12 protein-coding genes and 2 tRNA genes are annotated in these 18,248 nt (G+C 68.5%); 6 read left to right on the top strand and 8 right to left on the bottom strand.

Translation table 11 applies throughout. The features are described from left to right. The first annotated feature begins 48 nt into the window (after positions 1-48). On the top strand, positions 49-579 hold the full coding sequence (locus tag BJ998_RS13425) for a M48 metallopeptidase family protein (RefSeq protein WP_184861650.1): 531 nt from the start codon (positions 49-51) through the stop codon (positions 577-579). A gap of 197 nt (positions 580-776) precedes the next feature. On the opposite strand, the gene BJ998_RS13420 is transcribed toward BJ998_RS13425, so the two are convergent. Beyond that, on the bottom strand, positions 777-2,123 hold the full coding sequence (locus BJ998_RS13420; protein ID WP_184861648.1) for a zinc-dependent metalloprotease: 1,347 nt from the start codon (positions 2,121-2,123) through the stop codon (positions 777-779). Between the two features lie 174 nt (positions 2,124-2,297). Here BJ998_RS13420 and BJ998_RS13415 point away from each other — a divergent pair, with 174 nt between their 5' ends. Further along, entirely contained in the window at positions 2,298-3,392 is a 1,095-nt protein-coding gene (locus tag BJ998_RS13415; RefSeq protein ID WP_312890092.1) for a YlbL family protein, read from the top strand. Between the two features lie 250 nt (positions 3,393-3,642). On the opposite strand, the gene BJ998_RS13410 is transcribed toward BJ998_RS13415, so the two are convergent. Continuing rightward, positions 3,643-4,194 (bottom strand): PPA1309 family protein, encoded by a 552-nt coding sequence (locus BJ998_RS13410; protein WP_184861644.1) that lies wholly within the window; start codon positions 4,192-4,194, stop codon positions 3,643-3,645. Positions 4,195-4,403: 209 nt separating this feature from the next. Between BJ998_RS13410 and BJ998_RS13405 the strand changes: the two genes are divergently transcribed. The 3 genes from BJ998_RS13405 (at position 4,404) to BJ998_RS13395 (ending at position 7,937) form a co-directional block, all read left to right on the top strand. Then, on the top strand, positions 4,404-7,376 hold the full coding sequence (locus tag BJ998_RS13405) for a UPF0182 family protein (protein WP_184861642.1): 2,973 nt from the start codon (positions 4,404-4,406) through the stop codon (positions 7,374-7,376). A 68-nt stretch (positions 7,377-7,444) separates the two neighbouring features. Next, positions 7,445-7,518, top strand: a tRNA-Met gene (locus tag BJ998_RS13400). A gap of 345 nt (positions 7,519-7,863) precedes the next feature. Then, a tRNA-Met gene (locus BJ998_RS13395) sits at positions 7,864-7,937 on the top strand. A 219-nt stretch (positions 7,938-8,156) separates the two neighbouring features. Here BJ998_RS13395 and BJ998_RS13390 read toward each other — a convergent pair. After that, positions 8,157-8,345, bottom strand: a complete 189-nt coding sequence (locus BJ998_RS13390; RefSeq protein ID WP_246016105.1) for a hypothetical protein — start codon at positions 8,343-8,345, stop codon at positions 8,157-8,159. Positions 8,346-8,572: 227 nt separating this feature from the next. Continuing rightward, the gene (locus BJ998_RS13385; protein WP_184861640.1) at positions 8,573-9,499 is read right to left on the bottom strand and encodes a hypothetical protein; all 927 of its coding nucleotides are present in this window, start codon (positions 9,497-9,499) and stop codon (positions 8,573-8,575) included. Between the two features lie 126 nt (positions 9,500-9,625). On the opposite strand from BJ998_RS13385, the gene BJ998_RS13380 reads away from it, so the two are divergent. Beyond that, positions 9,626-11,317, top strand: coding sequence for an ABC transporter family substrate-binding protein (locus BJ998_RS13380; protein WP_184861638.1), 1,692 nt, complete (start codon positions 9,626-9,628; stop codon positions 11,315-11,317). Between the two features lie 247 nt (positions 11,318-11,564). On the opposite strand, the gene BJ998_RS13375 is transcribed toward BJ998_RS13380, so the two are convergent. The 4 genes from BJ998_RS13375 to BJ998_RS13360 form a co-directional block, all read right to left on the bottom strand. Continuing rightward, positions 11,565-13,259 carry an ABC transporter family substrate-binding protein gene (locus BJ998_RS13375; protein WP_221337997.1) on the bottom strand — a complete coding sequence of 565 codons (1,695 nt, stop codon included), beginning with the start codon at positions 13,257-13,259 and terminating at the stop codon, positions 11,565-11,567. 189 nt (positions 13,260-13,448) lie between these two features. Next, positions 13,449-15,125, bottom strand: a complete 1,677-nt coding sequence (locus tag BJ998_RS13370; RefSeq protein WP_184861636.1) for an ABC transporter family substrate-binding protein — start codon at positions 15,123-15,125, stop codon at positions 13,449-13,451. A 5-nt stretch (positions 15,126-15,130) separates the two neighbouring features. After that, positions 15,131-17,305, bottom strand: a complete 2,175-nt coding sequence (locus BJ998_RS13365; RefSeq protein ID WP_184861634.1) for an ABC transporter ATP-binding protein — start codon at positions 17,303-17,305, stop codon at positions 15,131-15,133. Next, positions 17,302-18,246 carry an ABC transporter permease gene (locus tag BJ998_RS13360; RefSeq protein WP_184861632.1) on the bottom strand — a complete coding sequence of 315 codons (945 nt, stop codon included), beginning with the start codon at positions 18,244-18,246 and terminating at the stop codon, positions 17,302-17,304. Before BJ998_RS13360 ends, BJ998_RS13365 begins: the two co-directional genes overlap by 4 nt. Positions 18,247-18,248 lie beyond the last annotated feature (2 nt).

The following is an 18,248-nucleotide window of genomic DNA, read 5'->3' as shown; positions in this document are numbered from 1 at the left end:
CGACACGACCCGGGGCGAATTGTCGGTGCTTGGCCTTACCGTGAACGCGTGGCTGATCCACAGGTGGAGGTTCGCCGCAGCCGGCGACGTCGTCGCACGGTGACGGCATATCGGGAGGGTGACACGGTCATCGTGTTGCTCCCGGCCCAGATGACCAGGGCCGAAGAGGAACACTGGGTGGCTGAGATGCTGGCCCGCCTGCAGCGGAGCGAGACCCGCCGCAGGTCGCCGGCGCGCACCTCGGACGAGGCGCTGCTGACGAGGTGCGCCGAGCTGTCGGCGCGACATCTGGGCAACCGTGCGGTGCCCAAGAGCGTGCGGTGGGTGCCGCCGATGCGGACGCGCTGGGCGTCCTGCACGCCGGCGGACGGCACGATCCGGGTGAGCGAGCGGCTGCGTGAGGTGCCGTCGTGGGTACTCGACTACGTGCTGGTGCACGAGCTGACGCACCTGTTGGTGCCCGGGCACGGGCCCAACTTCTGGAAGCTGGTGCGTGACTATCCACGTACCGATCGAGCGGTCGGCTACCTGGAGGGCCTGTCGGCGGCGGCGGGCTGGGGCATCACCGAGGAGGACTGACGCCGGCCCGTGACACGAAGGCCGCCTTCGCGGCGCCAGCGGCCACGCATCGCGCCTTCGCTGCCCGCGGTGCCGGGCGGCTGGCCCCGCGGATGAGACGAGTGGTGACGAGGCGAGTGGTTCAGCCGGGCTGAGTAGCCGAGCGGGTGGCCGTTGCCGATGGACGGAGCCGGCCGTCGGTCCGGCTCCGTCACGGGTCAGCTCTCGTCGGGGCCGCTCTCGCCCCGCTCCTTCTCCTCACGCTCGGTGCGCTCGAGTTCGGCGATCGGGTCGTCACCGAGCTCGGCGCCAGCGCCGAGGCGGTCGGCGAACTCCATGGGATCGTCGAGGTCCTCGCCGGTGGGGATGAGGTCCGGGTGGGCCCAGATGCCGTCGCGGCGTTCGATGCCGTGCTGGTCGCCGACGAGACGCCAGAGGGCAGCGGCGGCGCGGAGGCGACGGGGGCGGAGTTCGAGGCCGACGAGGGTGGCGAAGGTCTGCTCGGCGGGACCGCCGCTGGCCCGGCGGCGACGCAGCGTCTCGCGAAGGGCCTCGGCGCCGGGGAGACGCTCGCCGACGGCGTCGGCGACGACAATGTCCACCCACCCCTCGACGAGGGCGAGCAGGGTCTCCAGCCGGGTCAGCGCGGCCTTCTGCTCGGGGGTCGTCTGCGGTTCGAGCAGGCCGGACCGCATGGCGTCCTCGATGCTCGCGGGGTTGCTGGGATCGATCTGCGTGGCCAGCTGCTCCAGCGCGGCGGTGTCGACCTTGATGCCCCGGGCGAACTCCTCGACGGTGGCCAGCAGGCGCTGGCGCAGCCACGGGACGTGGGCGAACAGCCGCTGGTGGGCGGCCTCGCGGGCGGCCAGGAAGACCATGACCTCGCTGGCGGGGCGCTCCAGCCCGCCGGTGAACTTCTCGATGTTGGCGGGCAGCAGCGCGGCCGTGCCCTCGGGGCCGAGCGGCAGGCCGACCTCGGTGGAGGTGAGGACCTCGGCGGCCAGCTGCGCGAGGGCGTTGCCCAGCTGCGAGCCGAACGCCATGCCGCCCATCTGGCCGACCATCGCCAGCATCGGCCCGGCGGCGGCCTTGGCCTCCTCGGGCAGCGCGTCGACCCAGGCGCCGGACACCCGCTGCGCCACCGGGTCGAACAGCCGCTGCCAGGTGGGCAGCGTCTCGTTCACCCAGTCCGTGGCCGACCACGCCTTGGCGACGCGCGCGCCGGCCGGCAGCGTGGTCACCGGGTCGAGCCACATCTCGGCCAGGTGCACGGCGTCGGCGACGGCCCCGGACTGGTCGGCGCCCGCGGTGCCACCGGACTGGGCGAGCTGCTGCACCGCGATCTGCTTGGCAAGGTCGTAGTTGACCGGCCCTCCGCCGCCCGATGTCTGCGCCTGGCTGAGCATCTGGCCCAGCTGGCTGAGCATCTGGCCGAGCTGGCCGATGTCGAAGGGGACGCCCCCGGGAGGCATGCCCCCGGGCGGTGTGTTGCCGCCTCCGGAGGAGCCCTCGCCGCGGTCGTCAGGGTTCGGTGACGGATTGAACCCGAACGGCAGATCGGTCATGTCTCCACGGTACGCGGCTGTGTCCATGCCGCGCGTTCCGCGCGGGGCGTCGGGTGGCGGCGGGCGAAATCCGGCGACGGTCCAGGCACCGGCGCGGCCTCGCGCTCACTCGGGACGCGCGGCATGGACACGGCGAACGAGCCCCATACAGACCAGGCCGTACCCTCTGGGGTCGTGAGTCAGCAAACTGAGCGGACCGACCAGGACACCGCTGAGCCGCAGCCTCCACGTCCCCGCCGCGGCGGTCCCGGTCGCCGCACGTGGACACTCGTGTGGAGCTTCGTGCTCGTGGCGGTCATCGGTCTGCTCGGTGGCGTCGTGTCGATCCCGTACGTCGCGATCGGCCCCGGCCCGACCTTCAACACGCTCGGCAGCGTCGAGGGCACCACGGTGATCTCCGTACAGGGGCAGAACACCTTCCCCACCAAGGGGCAGCTGCGGATGACCACGGTGTCGCTGACCGACAGCGTGACCCTGTTCGGCGCGCTCGGGCTGTGGGCGTCCGGCCGCTACTCGCTGGCGCCGCGTGAGGAGTACTTCAAGCCCGGCGAGTCGCAGCAGGACGTGCAGAAGGAGAACGTCCAGCAGTTCAACGACTCGCAGTCCAACGCGCAGGTCGCGGCGCTGCGCTACCTCGGCTACCCGATGAAGGTGCTGGTCGGCACGATCAGCAAGGGCAGCCCGGTGACCGGTGTGCTCAACGCCGGCGACCGGCTGCTGGCCGTGAACGGCGCGAAGGTGAGCACCTCGCAGCAGGTGCAGGACGCGCTCAAGAACACGCAGCCCGGCCAGGCCGTCCCGGTCACGTTCCAGCGCGGCACCGCGCCCGAGCAGACCGCGACGATCACGCTCGGGCACAGCGACGACCGCACCTGGGGCTTCATGGGCATCGGCCCGATCGACCGGCCGGACGTGCCGTTCCAGGTCAAGATCAGTCTCGCCGACGTCGGCGGGCCGTCGGCCGGCCTGATCTTCGCGCTGAGCATCATCGACAAGCTGACGCCGGACAACCTGGACAACGGCGGCATCATCGCCGGCACCGGGGAGATCGACGACCAGGGCAACGTGAAGCCGATCGGCGGCATCCCGTTCAAGATGATCGCCGCCAAGGAGGCGGGCGCGACCGCGTTCCTCGCGCCGGCCGACAACTGCGCCGAGGCCAAGCAGCACGCGCCGGACGGGCTGAAGCTGATCAAGGTCAGCACCCTCGGCGACGCCGTCACCGCGCTGCAGGCGCTCAAGGCGGGCAAGCCCACGCCGGGCTGCTGAGTTCGAACGCGACGAAGGCCGCTTTCCTCCCGCGAAACGGGGTGAAAGCGGCCTTCGTGTCGTTTGGGCTAGCGGGTTCGCCGGGGAGGCGAGGGGCGAGGCCGGGGCTGGGGTGGGTTCGCCGGAGGGGCGAGGCGCGAGGCCGGGGCTGGGGAGGGCGTGCCAGCGAAGGCGGCCTTGCTCGCGGTGGATGGGACCAAGGCGGCCTTCGTGGCCGAGCGGAGCCGGTGCCCGCGAGAGGACTCGCCGGCTACGGGCGGAGGGTCTGCAGGAGGGCACCGGTGAGGTTGGGGGCGAGCTCGGGGTGCTCGACGATCTCATCGGGACGGTCCTGGTCGCCGCGCAGGCGCAGGACGCAGGCGGCGGTGCCGTCACGCAGCACGGCGGCGACCAGGCGGGCCTCGCGGCGCTGGGGGTGCTCGGCGGCAACCCGACGCAGCACGGTGGTGTCCTCGGCGACGGAGTCGATCTCGGCCTCGGCGTCGGGCGGCAGCACGACGATCTCCTGGGCGAGGGCGCAGCCGGTGACGGCGTCGGGCCACACGATGCTGGCCAGCGCGTCGCCGAGGTCCTCGCCGGGCAGTTCCTCCTGCGCGATGGGGGTGAGCGAGGCGGCCGGGTCCAACTGCTCGCGCAGCTCCGGCTGCTGGGCGATCAGCTCGGCGGTCGGTACCAGCGCGAACAGCTGCGGCGCCTGGTCCCAGCCGGCGGCGGAGACGAACTCCTCGACCTCGCGGGCCAGGGCGGGCAGCAGCGTCGGCCGGGTCTCGTCGGCGTCGTCAACAGAAGGCACGCCGCCCATCGTCCCATCCGTGACCGACAGCTCACGCGACCGCCCGGTCCCGAAACACCCGCCCGCCCGGTCCCGATGCCTCCGCCCACCCACCCGCCGGGCCGGCGGGTGTCCCGGACGTGGAACTCAGGACACCGTCCGTAGAGTTGTCACAGGTGGCGAGACCCGGCAGGGTCGCGTCCGCGTTACGCCGACCGCAACCCGTAGGAGCGTGCCCCGTGGCAAACCGGCCTCCCGTCGGACTACCCACGCTGTCCCGACGCAGCCGCATCCTGATCGTCGTCGGGGTGATCGTGCTGATCGGGCTGATCCTCAGCTCCCGGGTGCTGTCGACCTACATCGACTGGCTCTGGTACGGCGAGGTCGGCTTCCGCTCGGTGTTCACCACGACGCTGCTCACCAAGCTCGTGCTGTTCCTCGTCGTCGGCGTCGTGGTCGGCGGCCTGGTGTGGGCCAACCTGCTCGTCGCCTACCGCAGCCGGCCGGTGTTCGTGCCACTGTCCGGACCGGACGATCCCGTCTCGCGCTACCGCATGGTCGTCAGCCGCCGGCTCAAGCTGTTCGGCATCGGCATCCCGGTGATCGTCGGCTTCCTGTCCGCGGTCACCGCCATGAACGACTGGCAGCAGGCGCAGCTGTTCCTGCACGGCACCTCCTTCGGCAAGACCGACCCGATCTTCAACATCGACGTCGGCTTCTTCGTCTTCACGCTGCCGTTCTACGAGTGGATGCTGAACTGGCTGTTCGTCTCGGCGGCGCTGTCCTTCTTCGGCGCGCTGATCACGCACTACCTGTTCGGCGCCATCCGGTTCGCCGGCCGCGGCGGCCAGCTGTCCGGCCCGGCCCGCATCCAGCTGTCGGTGATCGCCGGCGTGTTCGTGCTGTTCAAGGCCGTCGCCTACTTCTTCGACCGGTACGACCTGCTGTTCTCGCAGAGCAACCCGCAGGCCTTCGGCGCCACCTACACCGCGCTCAACGCGGTCATGCCGGCCAAGCTGATCCTGCTGTGCATCGCGGTGTTCTGCGCGGCCGCCTTCTTCGCCGGCGCCTTCCTGCGCAACCTGCAGCTGCCGGCCATCGCCACGGCGCTGCTGGTGCTGTCCAGCCTGCTGATCGGCGTCGCCTGGCCGGCCGTGTTGCAGCAGTTCTCGGTCGCGCCCAACGCGAACGAGAAGGAATCGGTCCCGATCACGCACAACATCGCGGCCACCAAGGACGCCTTCGGGCTCGGTGACGACAAGGTCAGCTACAAGAACTACGACAACAAGCCGACCGCGTCCACCGACCAGGTCAAGACCGACGTGCCGACGGTGTCCAACGCCCGGCTGCTCGACCCGAGCGTGCTGTACCCGACGTTCAAGCAGTTCCGGCAGGGCCGCAACTTCTACGACTTCCCGCCGAAGCTGGACATCGACCGCTACACGGTCAACGGCGTCACCAGCGACTACATCGTCGCCGCCCGCGAGATCAACACCAACGGGCTGGCCGAGAGCCAGAAGAACTGGATCAACGAGCACCTGGTCTACACGCACGGAAACGGCTTCGTCGCGGCCAAGGCCAGCACCGTCACCTCGACCGGCTACCCCGACTTCACCGTCAGCGAGCTCGGCTCCGACGGCAAGGTCAGCGAGGGCGAGATCACCGTCAAGCAGCCCCGCATCTACTACGGCGAGCTGCAGGGCGACGCCAACGACTACGCCATCGTCGGCGGCCCCGACGGGCAGAACCCCAGCGACGGCCAGGAATACGACACCGACGCCACCAAGTACACCTACCAGGGCAGCGGCGGCGTCCCCATCGGCAACTGGTTCAACCGGCTCGTGTTCGCGGGGTACTACGGCGAGCGGAACATCCTGTTCAACTCGGCCATCACCGACAACTCGAAGATCATGTACTACCGCGACCCCGCCGACCGCGTGAAGAATGTCGCGCCCTGGCTCACCCTCGACAGCGACCCCTACCCGGCGGTCATCGACGGCAACATCGAATGGATCGTCGACGGGTACACCACGCTCACCAACTACCCGTACTCGCAGCAGACCCAACTCGGCGACGCCACCACCGACTCGCTCAACGCCAACGCCAACACGCCGCGCCAGCCCAACCAGGGCGTCGCCTACATCCGCAACTCCGTCAAGGCCACAGTGGACGCCTACACCGGCCAGGTGAAGCTGTACGCCGTCGACGACACCGACCCCGTGCTCAAGGCGTGGGAAGCCGTCTACCCCGGCACCGTGCAGCCCAGCAGCGACATCAGCCCGCAGCTGCGCGCCCACTTCCGCTACCCGGAAGACCTGTTCAAGGTGCAGCGCGGCCTGCTCGCCAAGTACCACGTCACCAACCCGCAGAACTTCTTCTCCAGCGTCGGCTTCTGGAGCGTGCCCAGCGACCCCACCGCGGTCGACAACCCCACCAGCACGCAGGCCATCCAGCAGCAGACCTCGCCGCAGCCGCCCTACTACGTGATGTCCGGCAGCCCGGCCAGCCCCGACGGCAAGGCCAGCTTCCAGCTCACCAGCCCGCTCGTGTTCCTCGGCCGCGACTTCATGTCCGCCTACGTGTCCGTGGCATCCGACCCAGGGCCCAACTACGGCAAGATAACCGTGCTCCAGCTGCCCACCGACACCCAGACACCGGGTCCCAAGCTCATGCAGACCCAGTTCATCACCACCAACGCCAACCAGCTCAACCTGTTCCGGCAGCAGGCCACCAACATCAAGTACGGCAACCTGCTGACCCTGCCCGTCGGCGGCAGCCTGCTCTACGTCGAACCCGTCTACGTCGAACAGAGCCAGAGCGCCAACTCCAACTCGTCCTACCCGCAGCTGTCCCGAGTGCTCGTCAGCTACAACGGCGGCGTCGGCTTCGCACCCACCTTCACCGACGCCCTCAACCAGGCACTCAGCGGCGCCACCCCGGTTACCGGCGGCGGCAACGGCGGCAACGGCAACACCGGAACCACCGGCAGCAGCCCCACCACCACAACCGGGCAGCCCAACAACAACAGCCCCGACATGGCCAAGGCCGTCGCCGACATCCAGGCCGCGCTCGCCGCCATCAAGAGCGCCCAGCAGAGCGGCGACTTCCAAGCCCTCGGCAACGCCTACAAGGCACTCGACGACGCCACCAAGGAGTTCAACGCCGCCAACAACCCCAGCACCAACCCCACCACCACCGGCGGCGGAAGATGACCTCAGTCACGTGACGGACACCTGATTTGCATCCAGCGGCAACCACCCCGTACAGTAGTAATTACCGACGCGGGGTGGAGCAGCTCGGTAGCTCGCTGGGCTCATAACCCAGAGGTCGCAGGTTCAAATCCTGTCCCCGCTACAGATTGGGAGATCCCTGTTTGCCGATGGCAAACAGGGATCTTTCGCTTTTTGTTCTGGGGGGCGACCCCCAGACCCCAAGGCAGGGCGGGCTTCGCCCCCCTGCACCCCCCTTCGGGACTTCGCTTCGCTCGTCCCGGGGGTGGTGTGTGCTGGGTGGGTGGGGTAGGGCTTCGCTGCGCTCGCCTGGGGGTGGTGGGAGAGTGCTCGGCGGAATCTTGGACTCAGGCGAACGAACCAGGCCCTGCGCACGCGGGTGGCTTCGTGGGGAAAGTGCTGGTCAGGTGGGTTTTCGGGGGGCGATTTGTAATAGGGTGGACGGGTCGGGTAGGGTAGTTATTACCGACGCGGGGTGGAGCAGCTCGGTAGCTCGCTGGGCTCATAACCCAGAGGTCGCAGGTTCAAATCCTGTCCCCGCTACAGATTGGGAGATCCCTGTTTGCCGATGGCAAACAGGGATCTTTCGCTTTTTGTTCTGGGGGGCGACCCCCAGACCCCCGATGTGGGGCTTCGCCCCACGCCCCCTCGGGACTTCGCTTCGCTCGCCCCCGGTTGGGGCTGCGCTTCGCTCGCCCGGCGTGTGTGGCTGGGGTGGGGTGGATTGGGGAGTGCGCCGGGGTGGCCGGCGCACGGTGGGGGTCAGCTCATGTTCTCTACCCAGAAATGGGCGCAGGCCACAGAGCAGACCCGGCCCTCGCCGGTCACCTTGCGATGCTTGCGGATCTGCTTCCCGCACACCACACACTCGTCCTTGCCGGCCTGCCCGGGAATGCCTCCTGAGGCCCACGCACGCGCGTGCTGCACAACCTTGTGCTCCATCCACTTCATGCCCACAGCGGCACCTCCGCCCATCACCTCCGGTGGACAGCCGCCCACCCGCGGTGATGGTCCCGTGACATCGGCGCACCCCGAAGAGGGCGAGCCCAACTCCACCGATTCGGAGGATGATCGGGACACTGGGATGGGCGTACGGGATCACGGCCGGTGACGATCCATGCCGTCCGGGGACCCCGGAACACAGCAATTACCGGGTCAAGGCCTACGTGTGGTGTGCGTCACGAAGGATCGGAGCCGCGCAGGGCGGCCAGCCAGAGGGCCAGAGACGCGGTGATGACGGTGGCGCCGAGCCAACTCCAGAAGCCGCTGCCATCCAAGAACGCCCAGAGCAGGCCGATTATCGGAGCCGGAACGATCAGGACGACATCGGCGCGGAGCTGGCGGAGCAGACCGCGGACGGTTACGGCGCGTGCCCGGACCGAATCGTCGATCTCGGACGGGTTGTCGACCCGCCGGCCCTGCGGGTCGTCCTTGACGACCCGGCCCGACGGATAGAGCACGACACCGTCGATGAGGGCGGCGACCAGGCGGTTGCGGCGAGGGTCGCCGTGCAGGGCGACGGTGCTGGGGGTGGCCAGGGTGACCAGGACCGGGTCGAAGTAGACGGGGATCCAGCGGCGGGGCAGGTCCTCGGTCTCCAGCCATGAGCGGGCCATCAGGCCGGACTGGACGCGGACCCGGCGGACGGGAATCCGGACCTGGGGGCGGTGGGTGAGACCGAGGCGGGACAAGAGGCGGACCGAGGTCACCAGGACCATCAGGCCGGCGGCGATGGCGATGAACAGGAGCTCACCGCTGGAGCGGTCGGCGGCGATGAGCACCGAGGCGCCGGGGATGACGGCGTGGGCCGGCGCGGAATGGTCGTAGCCGACGAGGACGCTCGCGCCGACGGCGGGCGGCGTGGAGTCGAGCGGGACAGTGGCCTGGGCCGCACCGCCGGACGGCAGGGTCCAGGTGACGGTGGCTGTGTCCGCATCGTGGTCGACGGCGGTCACGTGGGCCGTGGTGCGGGCGGTGAGCGGGGCCAGCTCGGCGCGCGCGGCGGACAGGGTGGCGGCGGAGAACGCGGCCACTATGGCGCAAACGGCCAGCACAAGGACGGTGGCGGCCAAGCCGTGTCGTACAGCGCGCGTCCGGATGCCCATGAGCTCACATCCTGCCCAGCCCGCCTTCCGTAGGTTCCCGCAGGGTGGGAAACGCGCGAGACTCGACTGTCACCTGCATAGTGTGACGAACTGGGAACTGGGGGCTTCAAGGGGAAAGGCAAGCTCGTGAGTCGAACGCCACGTGCGCTGCTCGCGGTCGCCGTCACGGTCACCGCGTCCGCGCTGCTGTTGTCTGCCTGTGGGGGATCGGCAGGTTCCTCCGCGCCGCCGCCCACCAAGCAGATCGGTCAGAACGACATCAACCCGATGTTGCGGGACGAGGTGAAGGACGGCGGCATCCTGCAGTGGGGTGTCCAGGCCTATCCGGCGAACTTCAACATGCTCGCCATCGACGCCAGCAGCGGTGACATCCCGCCGGTCGTCCAGTCGTTCGAGCCGACGCCGGCCATCGCCGACGCCTCCGGAAACTGGGGCCCCGACCCGGACTACGTGCAGTCCTTCAAGCTGGTGTCCACCGACCCGCAGAAGGTCGAGTACAAGCTCAACCCGAAGGCCAAGTGGAGCGACGGCACGCCGATCACCTGGGAGGACTACAAGTCCGAGTGGCAGGCGCTCAACGGCAAGAACACGGCGTACCAGCCGCTGAGCACGGCCGGCTACTCGAGCATCTCCGACATCAGCAAGGGCAGTGACGACTACGACTTCACCGTCACCTACAACCCGAAGCTCGCCGAGTGGTCCAACCTGTTCAACGTGCTCTACCCGAAGTCGATGACCTCCAACCCGGAGGAGTTCAACAAGGGCTGGAAGGACGAGCCGAAGGTCACCGCGGGTCCGTTCAAGGTCGGCAACCTGGACAAGACCGGCAACAACGTGACCGTGGTGCCGGACCCGAACTGGTGGGGCGACAAGCCCAAGCTGGACAAGATCGTCTTCAAGTACTACTCCAGCGCCAACGTCGAGGTGGACGGCCTGGCCAGCGGCGCGTTCGACTTCGCGAGCGTCGCCTCCAACATCGACGCCTTCAAGCGCACCTCGGCGATGAAGAACGTGACGCTGCGGCGGGCCAACCTGCCCAACTACCGCGAGATCGTGTTCAACGGCGCCGGCAACTCCATCCTCAACGACCAGAAGCTGCGCGTCGCCATCATCAAGGGCATCAACCGCGACCCGATCGCCAAGGCCGAGATCAGCCAGCTGCTGCCGGACGCCAAGCCGCTGGGCAACCACATCTTCCTGCCCGGCTTCCCCGGCTACCAGGACAACTCCGCCGGTTACCTGTACAACCCGGACGAGGCCAAGAAGGAGCTGGACGCCGACGGCTGGACGCTCGCGCCCGGCGCCAAGGTCCGCAGCAAGAACGGCAAGCAGCTGAGCATTCGCAACGCCATCCCCGGCGGCGTGAAGTCCGCCCTTGACGAGGCCCAGCTGGTGCAGCAGCAGCTCGCGGCGATCGGCGTCGACCTGCAGATCGTGCAGGACGACCCGAACACCTTCTTCGACGAGCACATCACGCCCGGCGACTTCGACATCGCCAACTTCGCGCAGATGGGCGACGGCGCGCCGCCGGTCAACAACGCGCAGAGCTGGTTCACCACCGGTGACCAGGCGCTGGGCAACTCCGGCCGGATCGGCGACGAGAGCATCAACAAGCTGCTCGACCAGGCGTCGTCGGAGCTGGACCAGGACAAGCGGTACGCGCTGCTCAACGAGGTGGACAAGCAGGTGTGGGCGCTGGGCCACTCGCTGCCGCTCTACCAGCGGCCGTCCATCGTGGCCGTCCGCAACGGCCTGGCCAACTTCGGCAACTCGGGCCTGGCCAGCATCAAGTACACCGACATCGGCTGGGCCAAGTAAGCGCAGGTCAACCGGGTCCCGTCGCACGGAGACAGCGACGCGACAGTGGGCTTGGGTTGAATAGGGTCAGCACGGGCCGGGTGGTCGAGCCGCTCGCCCCGCGCTGACCAAAACTGGGGGTCAGCGCGGTGCGAAGCAGCGCTCCCACCCGGTCCGTGCGCTGTGCCCGACGCCAGCGACCGTCGCTTTCGGACACAAAACGAGCGGGGCTCGCGCATGACGCGCGAGCCCCGCTTGCTGTGTCCGCTTACTTGGTGAAACCGATGTTGATGTAGTCGATCGGGTTGGTCGCGAAGCCCATCGCGCCGTAGTTGGCGACGTTGGCCTTCGTGGCGACCGCGCCCGGCAGCTGGTACAGCGGGAGCTCGCCCGCGATGTCCCAGAGCTGCTTGTCGATGTCGTTGGCCATCTGGGCGCGCTTGGTGTCGTCGAGCTCGCCGACGGCCTTGGTGAACGCGTCGTTGATGGCCTGGCTGCCGACGTGACCGTAGTTCTGCTGCACGTTGGCCGGGTTCTGCAGGTCGAGCGAGTAGATGCCCTTGCTGCCCGACATCGGCGTGCTGCCGGCGATCCAGCGGAACGTGCACAGGTCGAAGTTGCCGACGTTGATGTACTTCGGGAAGAAGTCGGCGGTGGGCACCGCGTTGATGGTGACCTTGACGCCGACCTGGGCCAGCTGCTGCTGCAGGATCTTGCCGGTGTCGTCGGAGGCCGGCGTGCTGGAGCTGACGTAGGTCACGTCCAGCTCCTTGCCGTCCTTGGACCGGTACTGGCCGTTCATCTTCCAGCCCAGCGCGTCCAGGTCCTTCTTGGCCTGGTCGACGTTGTACTTCAGGTCACCGGTGTTGTCCTGGTACTCCTTGGTGCCCTGCGCGTAGATGTGGTTGCCCAGCAGCGGCGGGTTGGGCGTGATCTTGCCGATCTCCGCGTTGGCGATGCCCTGCCGGTCGACGGCCTTGAAGATGGCCTGGCGCAGCTTCTGGTCGGCCAGGATGCGGCCCTGGCCGCCGTTGAGCGTCATGTGCACGGTGTCCGGCGCGACGGCCTGGCGCAGCTTGACGTTCTGCATCGTCTTGTAGCGGGTGATCGCGTCGAGCAGCGCGTTGGTGTCGGCCACGTCGATCGCGCCGGAGGCCATCGCGTCCGGCAGGGACGGGCGGGTCAGCACCTTGAACAGGATGCTGTCCAGGTGCGGCTTCTTACCCCACCAGTTGGGGTCGCGGACGACCTCGACGGTCTTCGCGGTCTGGTCGATCTTGCCGATCTTGAACGGGCCGGCGGTGATCTTCGGCGCGTCCACCCAGCCGGTGTTGAACTCGTTGGGGTCGGAGTTCAGCTCCTTCGGGTAGAGCGGGCTGAACAGCGACTTCCACTCACCGAACGGCTTGGAGAAGGTGACCTTGACGTCCTGGTCGTCGCTGCCCTTCTCGACGTTGCCGATGTCCTCGTAGCCGGTGGTGCTGGCCACCTGGTAGGCCGAGTTGGTGCCGTTGAGGGCCTTCCACTGGGCCTGGAAGTCCTCCCAGCTGATGGCTCGGCCGTTGGACCACTTGGCCTTCGGGTTGATCTTGTACTCGATCACCTGCGGGCTGGTGGAGGCCACGTCGACCGAGCTCACGATGTCCTTGTTGGACGAGAGCGAGGCGTCCGCGTTCTCCACGAACACCCACGGCTCCACCGTGTTGGACAGCCGGGCGCTGGCGACGTCGTTGCCGTCGACCTCGTTCTGGTTCCAGTTCGCGGACGGTGAGTCGATGGGGAACTGCAGCGTTCCGCCGTCCTTGATCTTGTCATCCGGCTGCGGGTTGATGTCGTTGACGCCGGCCTTGGTGTCGGCCTTCGGCAGCTGGCCCGCGCCGCCACCTCCGCCGCCGCAGGCGCTGAGGGTGAGCGCCGCCGCGAGCACCGGCGCCGCGAGCGCCAGCACCTTCCTTCTGCCCATCGAACTGACCTCCGTTGTTCCTCGTAACCGACCGACGACGTCGTCGGTCGGTCGCCTCCCTGCCCCACGGCCCGCCCATGGTCACCTGCTGTGCCGCGGCGCGCACCTTGGGTGATTCCTCCCCAGTTGCGACACTGGCCCGGCGACGGTGTCGTCGCCGGGCCAGCCGTCACGGAATCGTCCGTCTGTTCACTTGAGGAAACCCATGTCGACGTAGTCGAACGGGTACTGCGCGAAGCCGAACGCGCCGAAGTTGGCAAGCGTGTTGCGCACCGCGTAGGCGCCGGGGACCTGGTAGGTGGGCAGGATGTGCCCCTCCTTCCAGATCTCGGTGTCGGCCTGCTGGATCAGGTCGATCCGCTTGTTCTCGTCCAGCTCGGAGCCGGCCTGGTCGAGCAGCTTGTTGATGGTGTCGTTGCCGATCGCGGCGTAGTTCGACTGGTTGTTGCCCGGCGTGTAGTAGAACGTCGGCGCGTTGGCCGAGATCGGCTGCGGCGGCGCGGACAGGCCGTAGGCCACCAGGTCGAAGGCGCCGCGGCGGACGTAGTTCTTGAACAGCTCCGCCGCCGGCACCGAGTTGATCTTCGCGTTGATGCCGACCGTCTTCAGCTGGGCCTGCACCAAACCCGAGATCGCGGTGCTGATCGGGTTGCCGGAGTCGATCACGAAGTTGAGGTCGAGCTCCTTGCCGTCCTTGGCCCGGAAGTCGCCGCTCTGCTTGTAGCCCAGCTCGTCCAGCTTCTTCTTGGCCGCCTCCGGGTCGAACTTGATCGGCGCGGAGTTGTCCTTGTAGTACTTGGTGCCCTTGACGAAGAAGTGGTTGCCCAGCGGCGTCGGGTCGCTGCTCATCGGGCCGAGCAGCGCCTTGGCGATGCTCTTGGTGTCCACCGCCTGCTCCACGGCCACCCGGGTGGCCTGGTCGTGCAGCGGTGTGCCGTCGGCCCCGTTGAAGTCCAGCAGGTTGTACTGGGACTCGGTGGACTGCCGGATAGTCACGCCCGAGATCGTCTTGGCCCGCTGGTACAGGTCCACGCTGGAGCCGATCCGGTAGAAGTCGACCGCGCCGCTGGCCAGCGCGTCCGGCAGCGCGTTGCGGCTGACCACCTTGAACAGGATCTGGTCCAGGTGCGGCTTGGCGCCCCACCAGTTCGGGTCGGGCACCAGCGACACCGTCTTGGCGGTCAGGTCGATCTTGCCGACCTTGAACGGGCCGGCGGTGATCTTCGGCTCGTCCTCCCAGCCCTTGTTGAACTCGTCCGCCGTGGCGTTGAGCTCCTTGGGAGTCAGTGGGGAGAACAGGCTCTGCCACTCACCGAACGGCTTGGCGAACGTGACCTTCACGTCCTGGTCGTCGCTGCCGCGCTCGACCTTCTCGATGTTCTCCAGGCCGGTCGTGCTGTTGCACTGGTAGTCGGACTTCTTGCCGTTGCACGCCTGCCAGTTGGACTGGAAGTCCTCCCAGCTGATGGCGCGGCCGTTGGACCACTTCGCCTTCGGGCTGATCTTGTATTCGACCACCTCGGGGCTGGACGACACCAGGTCGGCCGAGGTGAGGTAGTCCTTGTTCAGCGCCAGCGTGTTGTCCTGCTGCGCGGTGAACAGCCACGGCAGCATGGCGTTGATCATCCACGTGCCGGTCTGGGTCGACCCGTCGGTCTGGGCCGGGTTCCAGTTGTCCGACAGCTGGTCGATCGGCCACTGCAGGATGCCGCCCTGCTTGATCTTGTCCGCCGGCTGGGCGTTGATGTCGTTCTTACCCGTGATGGACTCGTTGGGCTTCAGCCCGTTGCCGCCGGAGTTTCCTCCGCCGCAGGCCGTGACGAGCAGCGCCGCCACGGCCAGCGCCCCCAGAAGCTTTCGGTTCATCGGTATCAGACCACCTGTTTCGTACGGGCGAAATGACAGGCCACCTCGTGGTCCTCGCCCTGGGACTCGCGGGGCGGCTCCACCTCGATGCATTTCGCCTTGTCCGAATCGGACAGTGTGGCGTGCAGGAAGCAACGGGTGCGGAAACGACAGCCCGAGGGCGGGTTGGCCGGGCTGGGCAGGTCGCCGGACAGGATGATGCGCTCGCGCGCCCGCTCCTTGACCGGGTCCGGGATCGGGATCGCGGACAGCAGGGCCTGGGTGTACGGGTGGCTCGGCGCGCCGAACACCGAGTCCACGTCACCGATCTCGATGATCTTGCCGAGATACATCACGGCGACGCGGTCGGCGATGTGCCGGACCACGGACAGGTCGTGCGCGACGAACAGGTAGGACAGCCCGAGCTCGGCCTTGAGCCGGTCGAGCAGGTTGATCACGCCGGCCTGGATGGACACGTCCAGCGCGGACACGGGCTCGTCCAGCACCAGCAGCTTCGGCTCGAGCGCCAGCGCCCGGGCGATGCCGATGCGCTGCCGCTGGCCGCCGGAGAACTCGGCGGGGTAGCGGTCCGCGTGCTCGGCCCGCAGGCCGACCAGGTCCAGCAGCTCCGGGATGCGCTTGCGGATGTGCGCGGCGTCGAAACCGTGCACCTGCATGGGTTCGGCCAGCACGTCACCGATCGGCATCCGAGGGTCCAGCGAGGCCAACGGATCCTGGAACACGACCTGCATGTCCCGGCGGATTGCCTTGCGCCCCTTGCCGTCCAAACCGGACACATCCTTGCCCAGCACGGAGATGCTGCCGCCCGCGGGCCGCTCCAGCCCGAGGATCTGCATCAGCGTGGTGGTCTTGCCGCAGCCGGACTCGCCGACGAGGCCGAGGGTCTCCTGCTCCCGCACCTCGAAGCTGACGCCGTCCACGGCGTGCACGGTGCCGACCTTGCGCTTGAGCACAACGCCCTTGGTCACCGAGAAGTGCTTGACCAGCGAGTCCACCGCCAGCACGGTCGGCCGCTCGTCCCGCGGCCGCAGGGCGGCCTTGGGCTCCTCGACCAGTTCCGCGCCGAACACCTCGACGGCCGCCTCGATCGCGGCCGCGTTGCTGGCCTCGACGCCCTCGATGTCGTCGTCGACGGCGGCCTCGGTGGCGGCCAGCTCCGCGCTGCGGATGCACGCCGCCCGGTGCCCGCTCGTGCTGTCCACTTCGGACAGCTCCGGCTCGGCGGTGAGGCAGTCGTCGATCGCCATCGGGCAGCGCGGCGCGAACGGGCAGCCCGGCGGCAGGTGCGTCAGCGACGGCGGCTGGCCCTTGATCGGCACCAGCGGCAGCTTCTCGGCGGCGTCCAGCCGGGGCAGCGACCCCAGCAGGCCGAGCGTGTACGGCATCCGCGGCTGCTGATAGACCTCGTTGACGTGCCCGGACTCCACCGCGCGGCCGGCGTACATCACCATCAGCCGGTCGGCGAAGCCGGCGACCACGCCGAGGTCGTGGGTGATGATCACGATGCCGGCGCCGGTCACCTCCTTGGCCGTCTTGAGCACCTCGAGCACCTGCGCCTGCACGGTCACGTCCAGCGCGGTGGTCGGCTCGTCGGCGATGATCAGGTCCGGGTCATTGGCGATCGCCATCGCGATCACCGCGCGCTGCCGCATGCCGCCGGAGAACTCGTGCGGGAACGCCTTCGAGCGCGCCGCCGCGTTCGGGATGCCGACCAGGTCCAGCAGCTCCACCGACCGGTTCGCGGCCGCCTGCCTGGACAGCCTGCCCTTGCCGTGGATCAGCAGCGCCTCCGCGATCTGGTCGCCGACGGTGTACACCGGCGTCAGCGCGGACAGCGGGTCCTGGAAGACCATGGAGATCCGGCGGCCCCGGATCTTCGACAGCTGCACGTCGGACAGCCCCAGCAGCTGCTGGCCCTGGAAGCGGATGGAACCGGTGATCCGTGCCTGTTCGGGCAGCAGGCCCATGACCGCCAGCGAGGACACCGACTTGCCGGAGCCGGACTCGCCGACGATGCCCAGCACCTCGCCGCGGGCCACCTCGTAGCTCAGGCCGCGCACCGCGTGCACCCGGCCGGACTCGCTGGGGAACGAGACGTCGAGGTCGGCGACCTCCAGCACCGGTCCGTCCCCGCCGGCGTCGAGGAGCCCCTCGTCCAGCGTGATCTCGGAGGTGCTCATGCCAGCTTGTCCTTTCGCTTCTCCCGGCGGCGGGCGCGGGATGCCGTCGGGTCCAGCGCGTCGCGCAGGCCGTCGCCGACCACGGCGACCGACAGCAGGGTGATGATCAGCAGCACCGCGGGCGCGTAGAACAGCCACGGGAAGGTCAGCGCCGAGCCGGTGCCGACGGAGATCAGCGTGCCCAGCGACACGTCCGGGGGCTGCACGCCGAAGCCGAAGTAGCTCAGGCCCGACTCCTGCAGCACCGCGCTGCCGACGTTGATCGTGGCGTCCACGATCAGCAGCGAGGACATGTTCGGCACGATGTGCTTGAAGATGGTGCGCCACGGGGACTGGCCCATGAATCGCGCCGCGCTCACGTACTCCCGCGTCTTCAGCGTCAGCGTCATGCCGCGCACGATGCGAGCGGTGATCATCCACTGGAACAGCACCAGCAGCACGACCAGGATCAGCCAGCTCGATCCCTTGAACAGCGGGCTGGCGATGCTGATGATCAGGAACGACGGCAGCACCAGCAGCAGGTCGACCAGCCACATCAGGGCGCGGTCGGTGATGCCGCCGAAGAAGCCCGCGGCCGCGCCGACGACCGCCGACAGCGCGGTCGAGATCACGCCGACGAGCAGGCCGATCGTCAGCGACTTCTGCAGGCCGCGCATGCACGCCACGAACATGTCGGTGCCGATGTTGTCGGTGCCGAACCAGTGCGTCAGCGACGGCGGGTCGTAGGTGAGGCTGGTGTCGTGGAACTCGTAGCTGTACGGCGAGAACAGCGGATAGCTGAAGGCCACGACGTACAGCAGGGCGATGACGATGATGCCGCCGAGCGCCCAGCGGTTGCGCATGAACCGGCGGCGCACCAGGGCGCCGCGGGAGACCGGCTTGCTCTGCGGGATGTCGGCCGCGGCTTCGTCGGCGGCGGCCGGGTTCACGGTGGTGCTCATGT

The sequence above is a fragment of the Kutzneria kofuensis genome (assembly GCF_014203355.1).
In the GTDB taxonomy this organism is placed as follows: domain Bacteria; phylum Actinomycetota; class Actinomycetes; order Mycobacteriales; family Pseudonocardiaceae; genus Kutzneria; species Kutzneria kofuensis.
Note: the sequence above shows the minus strand (reverse complement) of the source record. Positions and strands in the feature narration are given on the sequence as shown.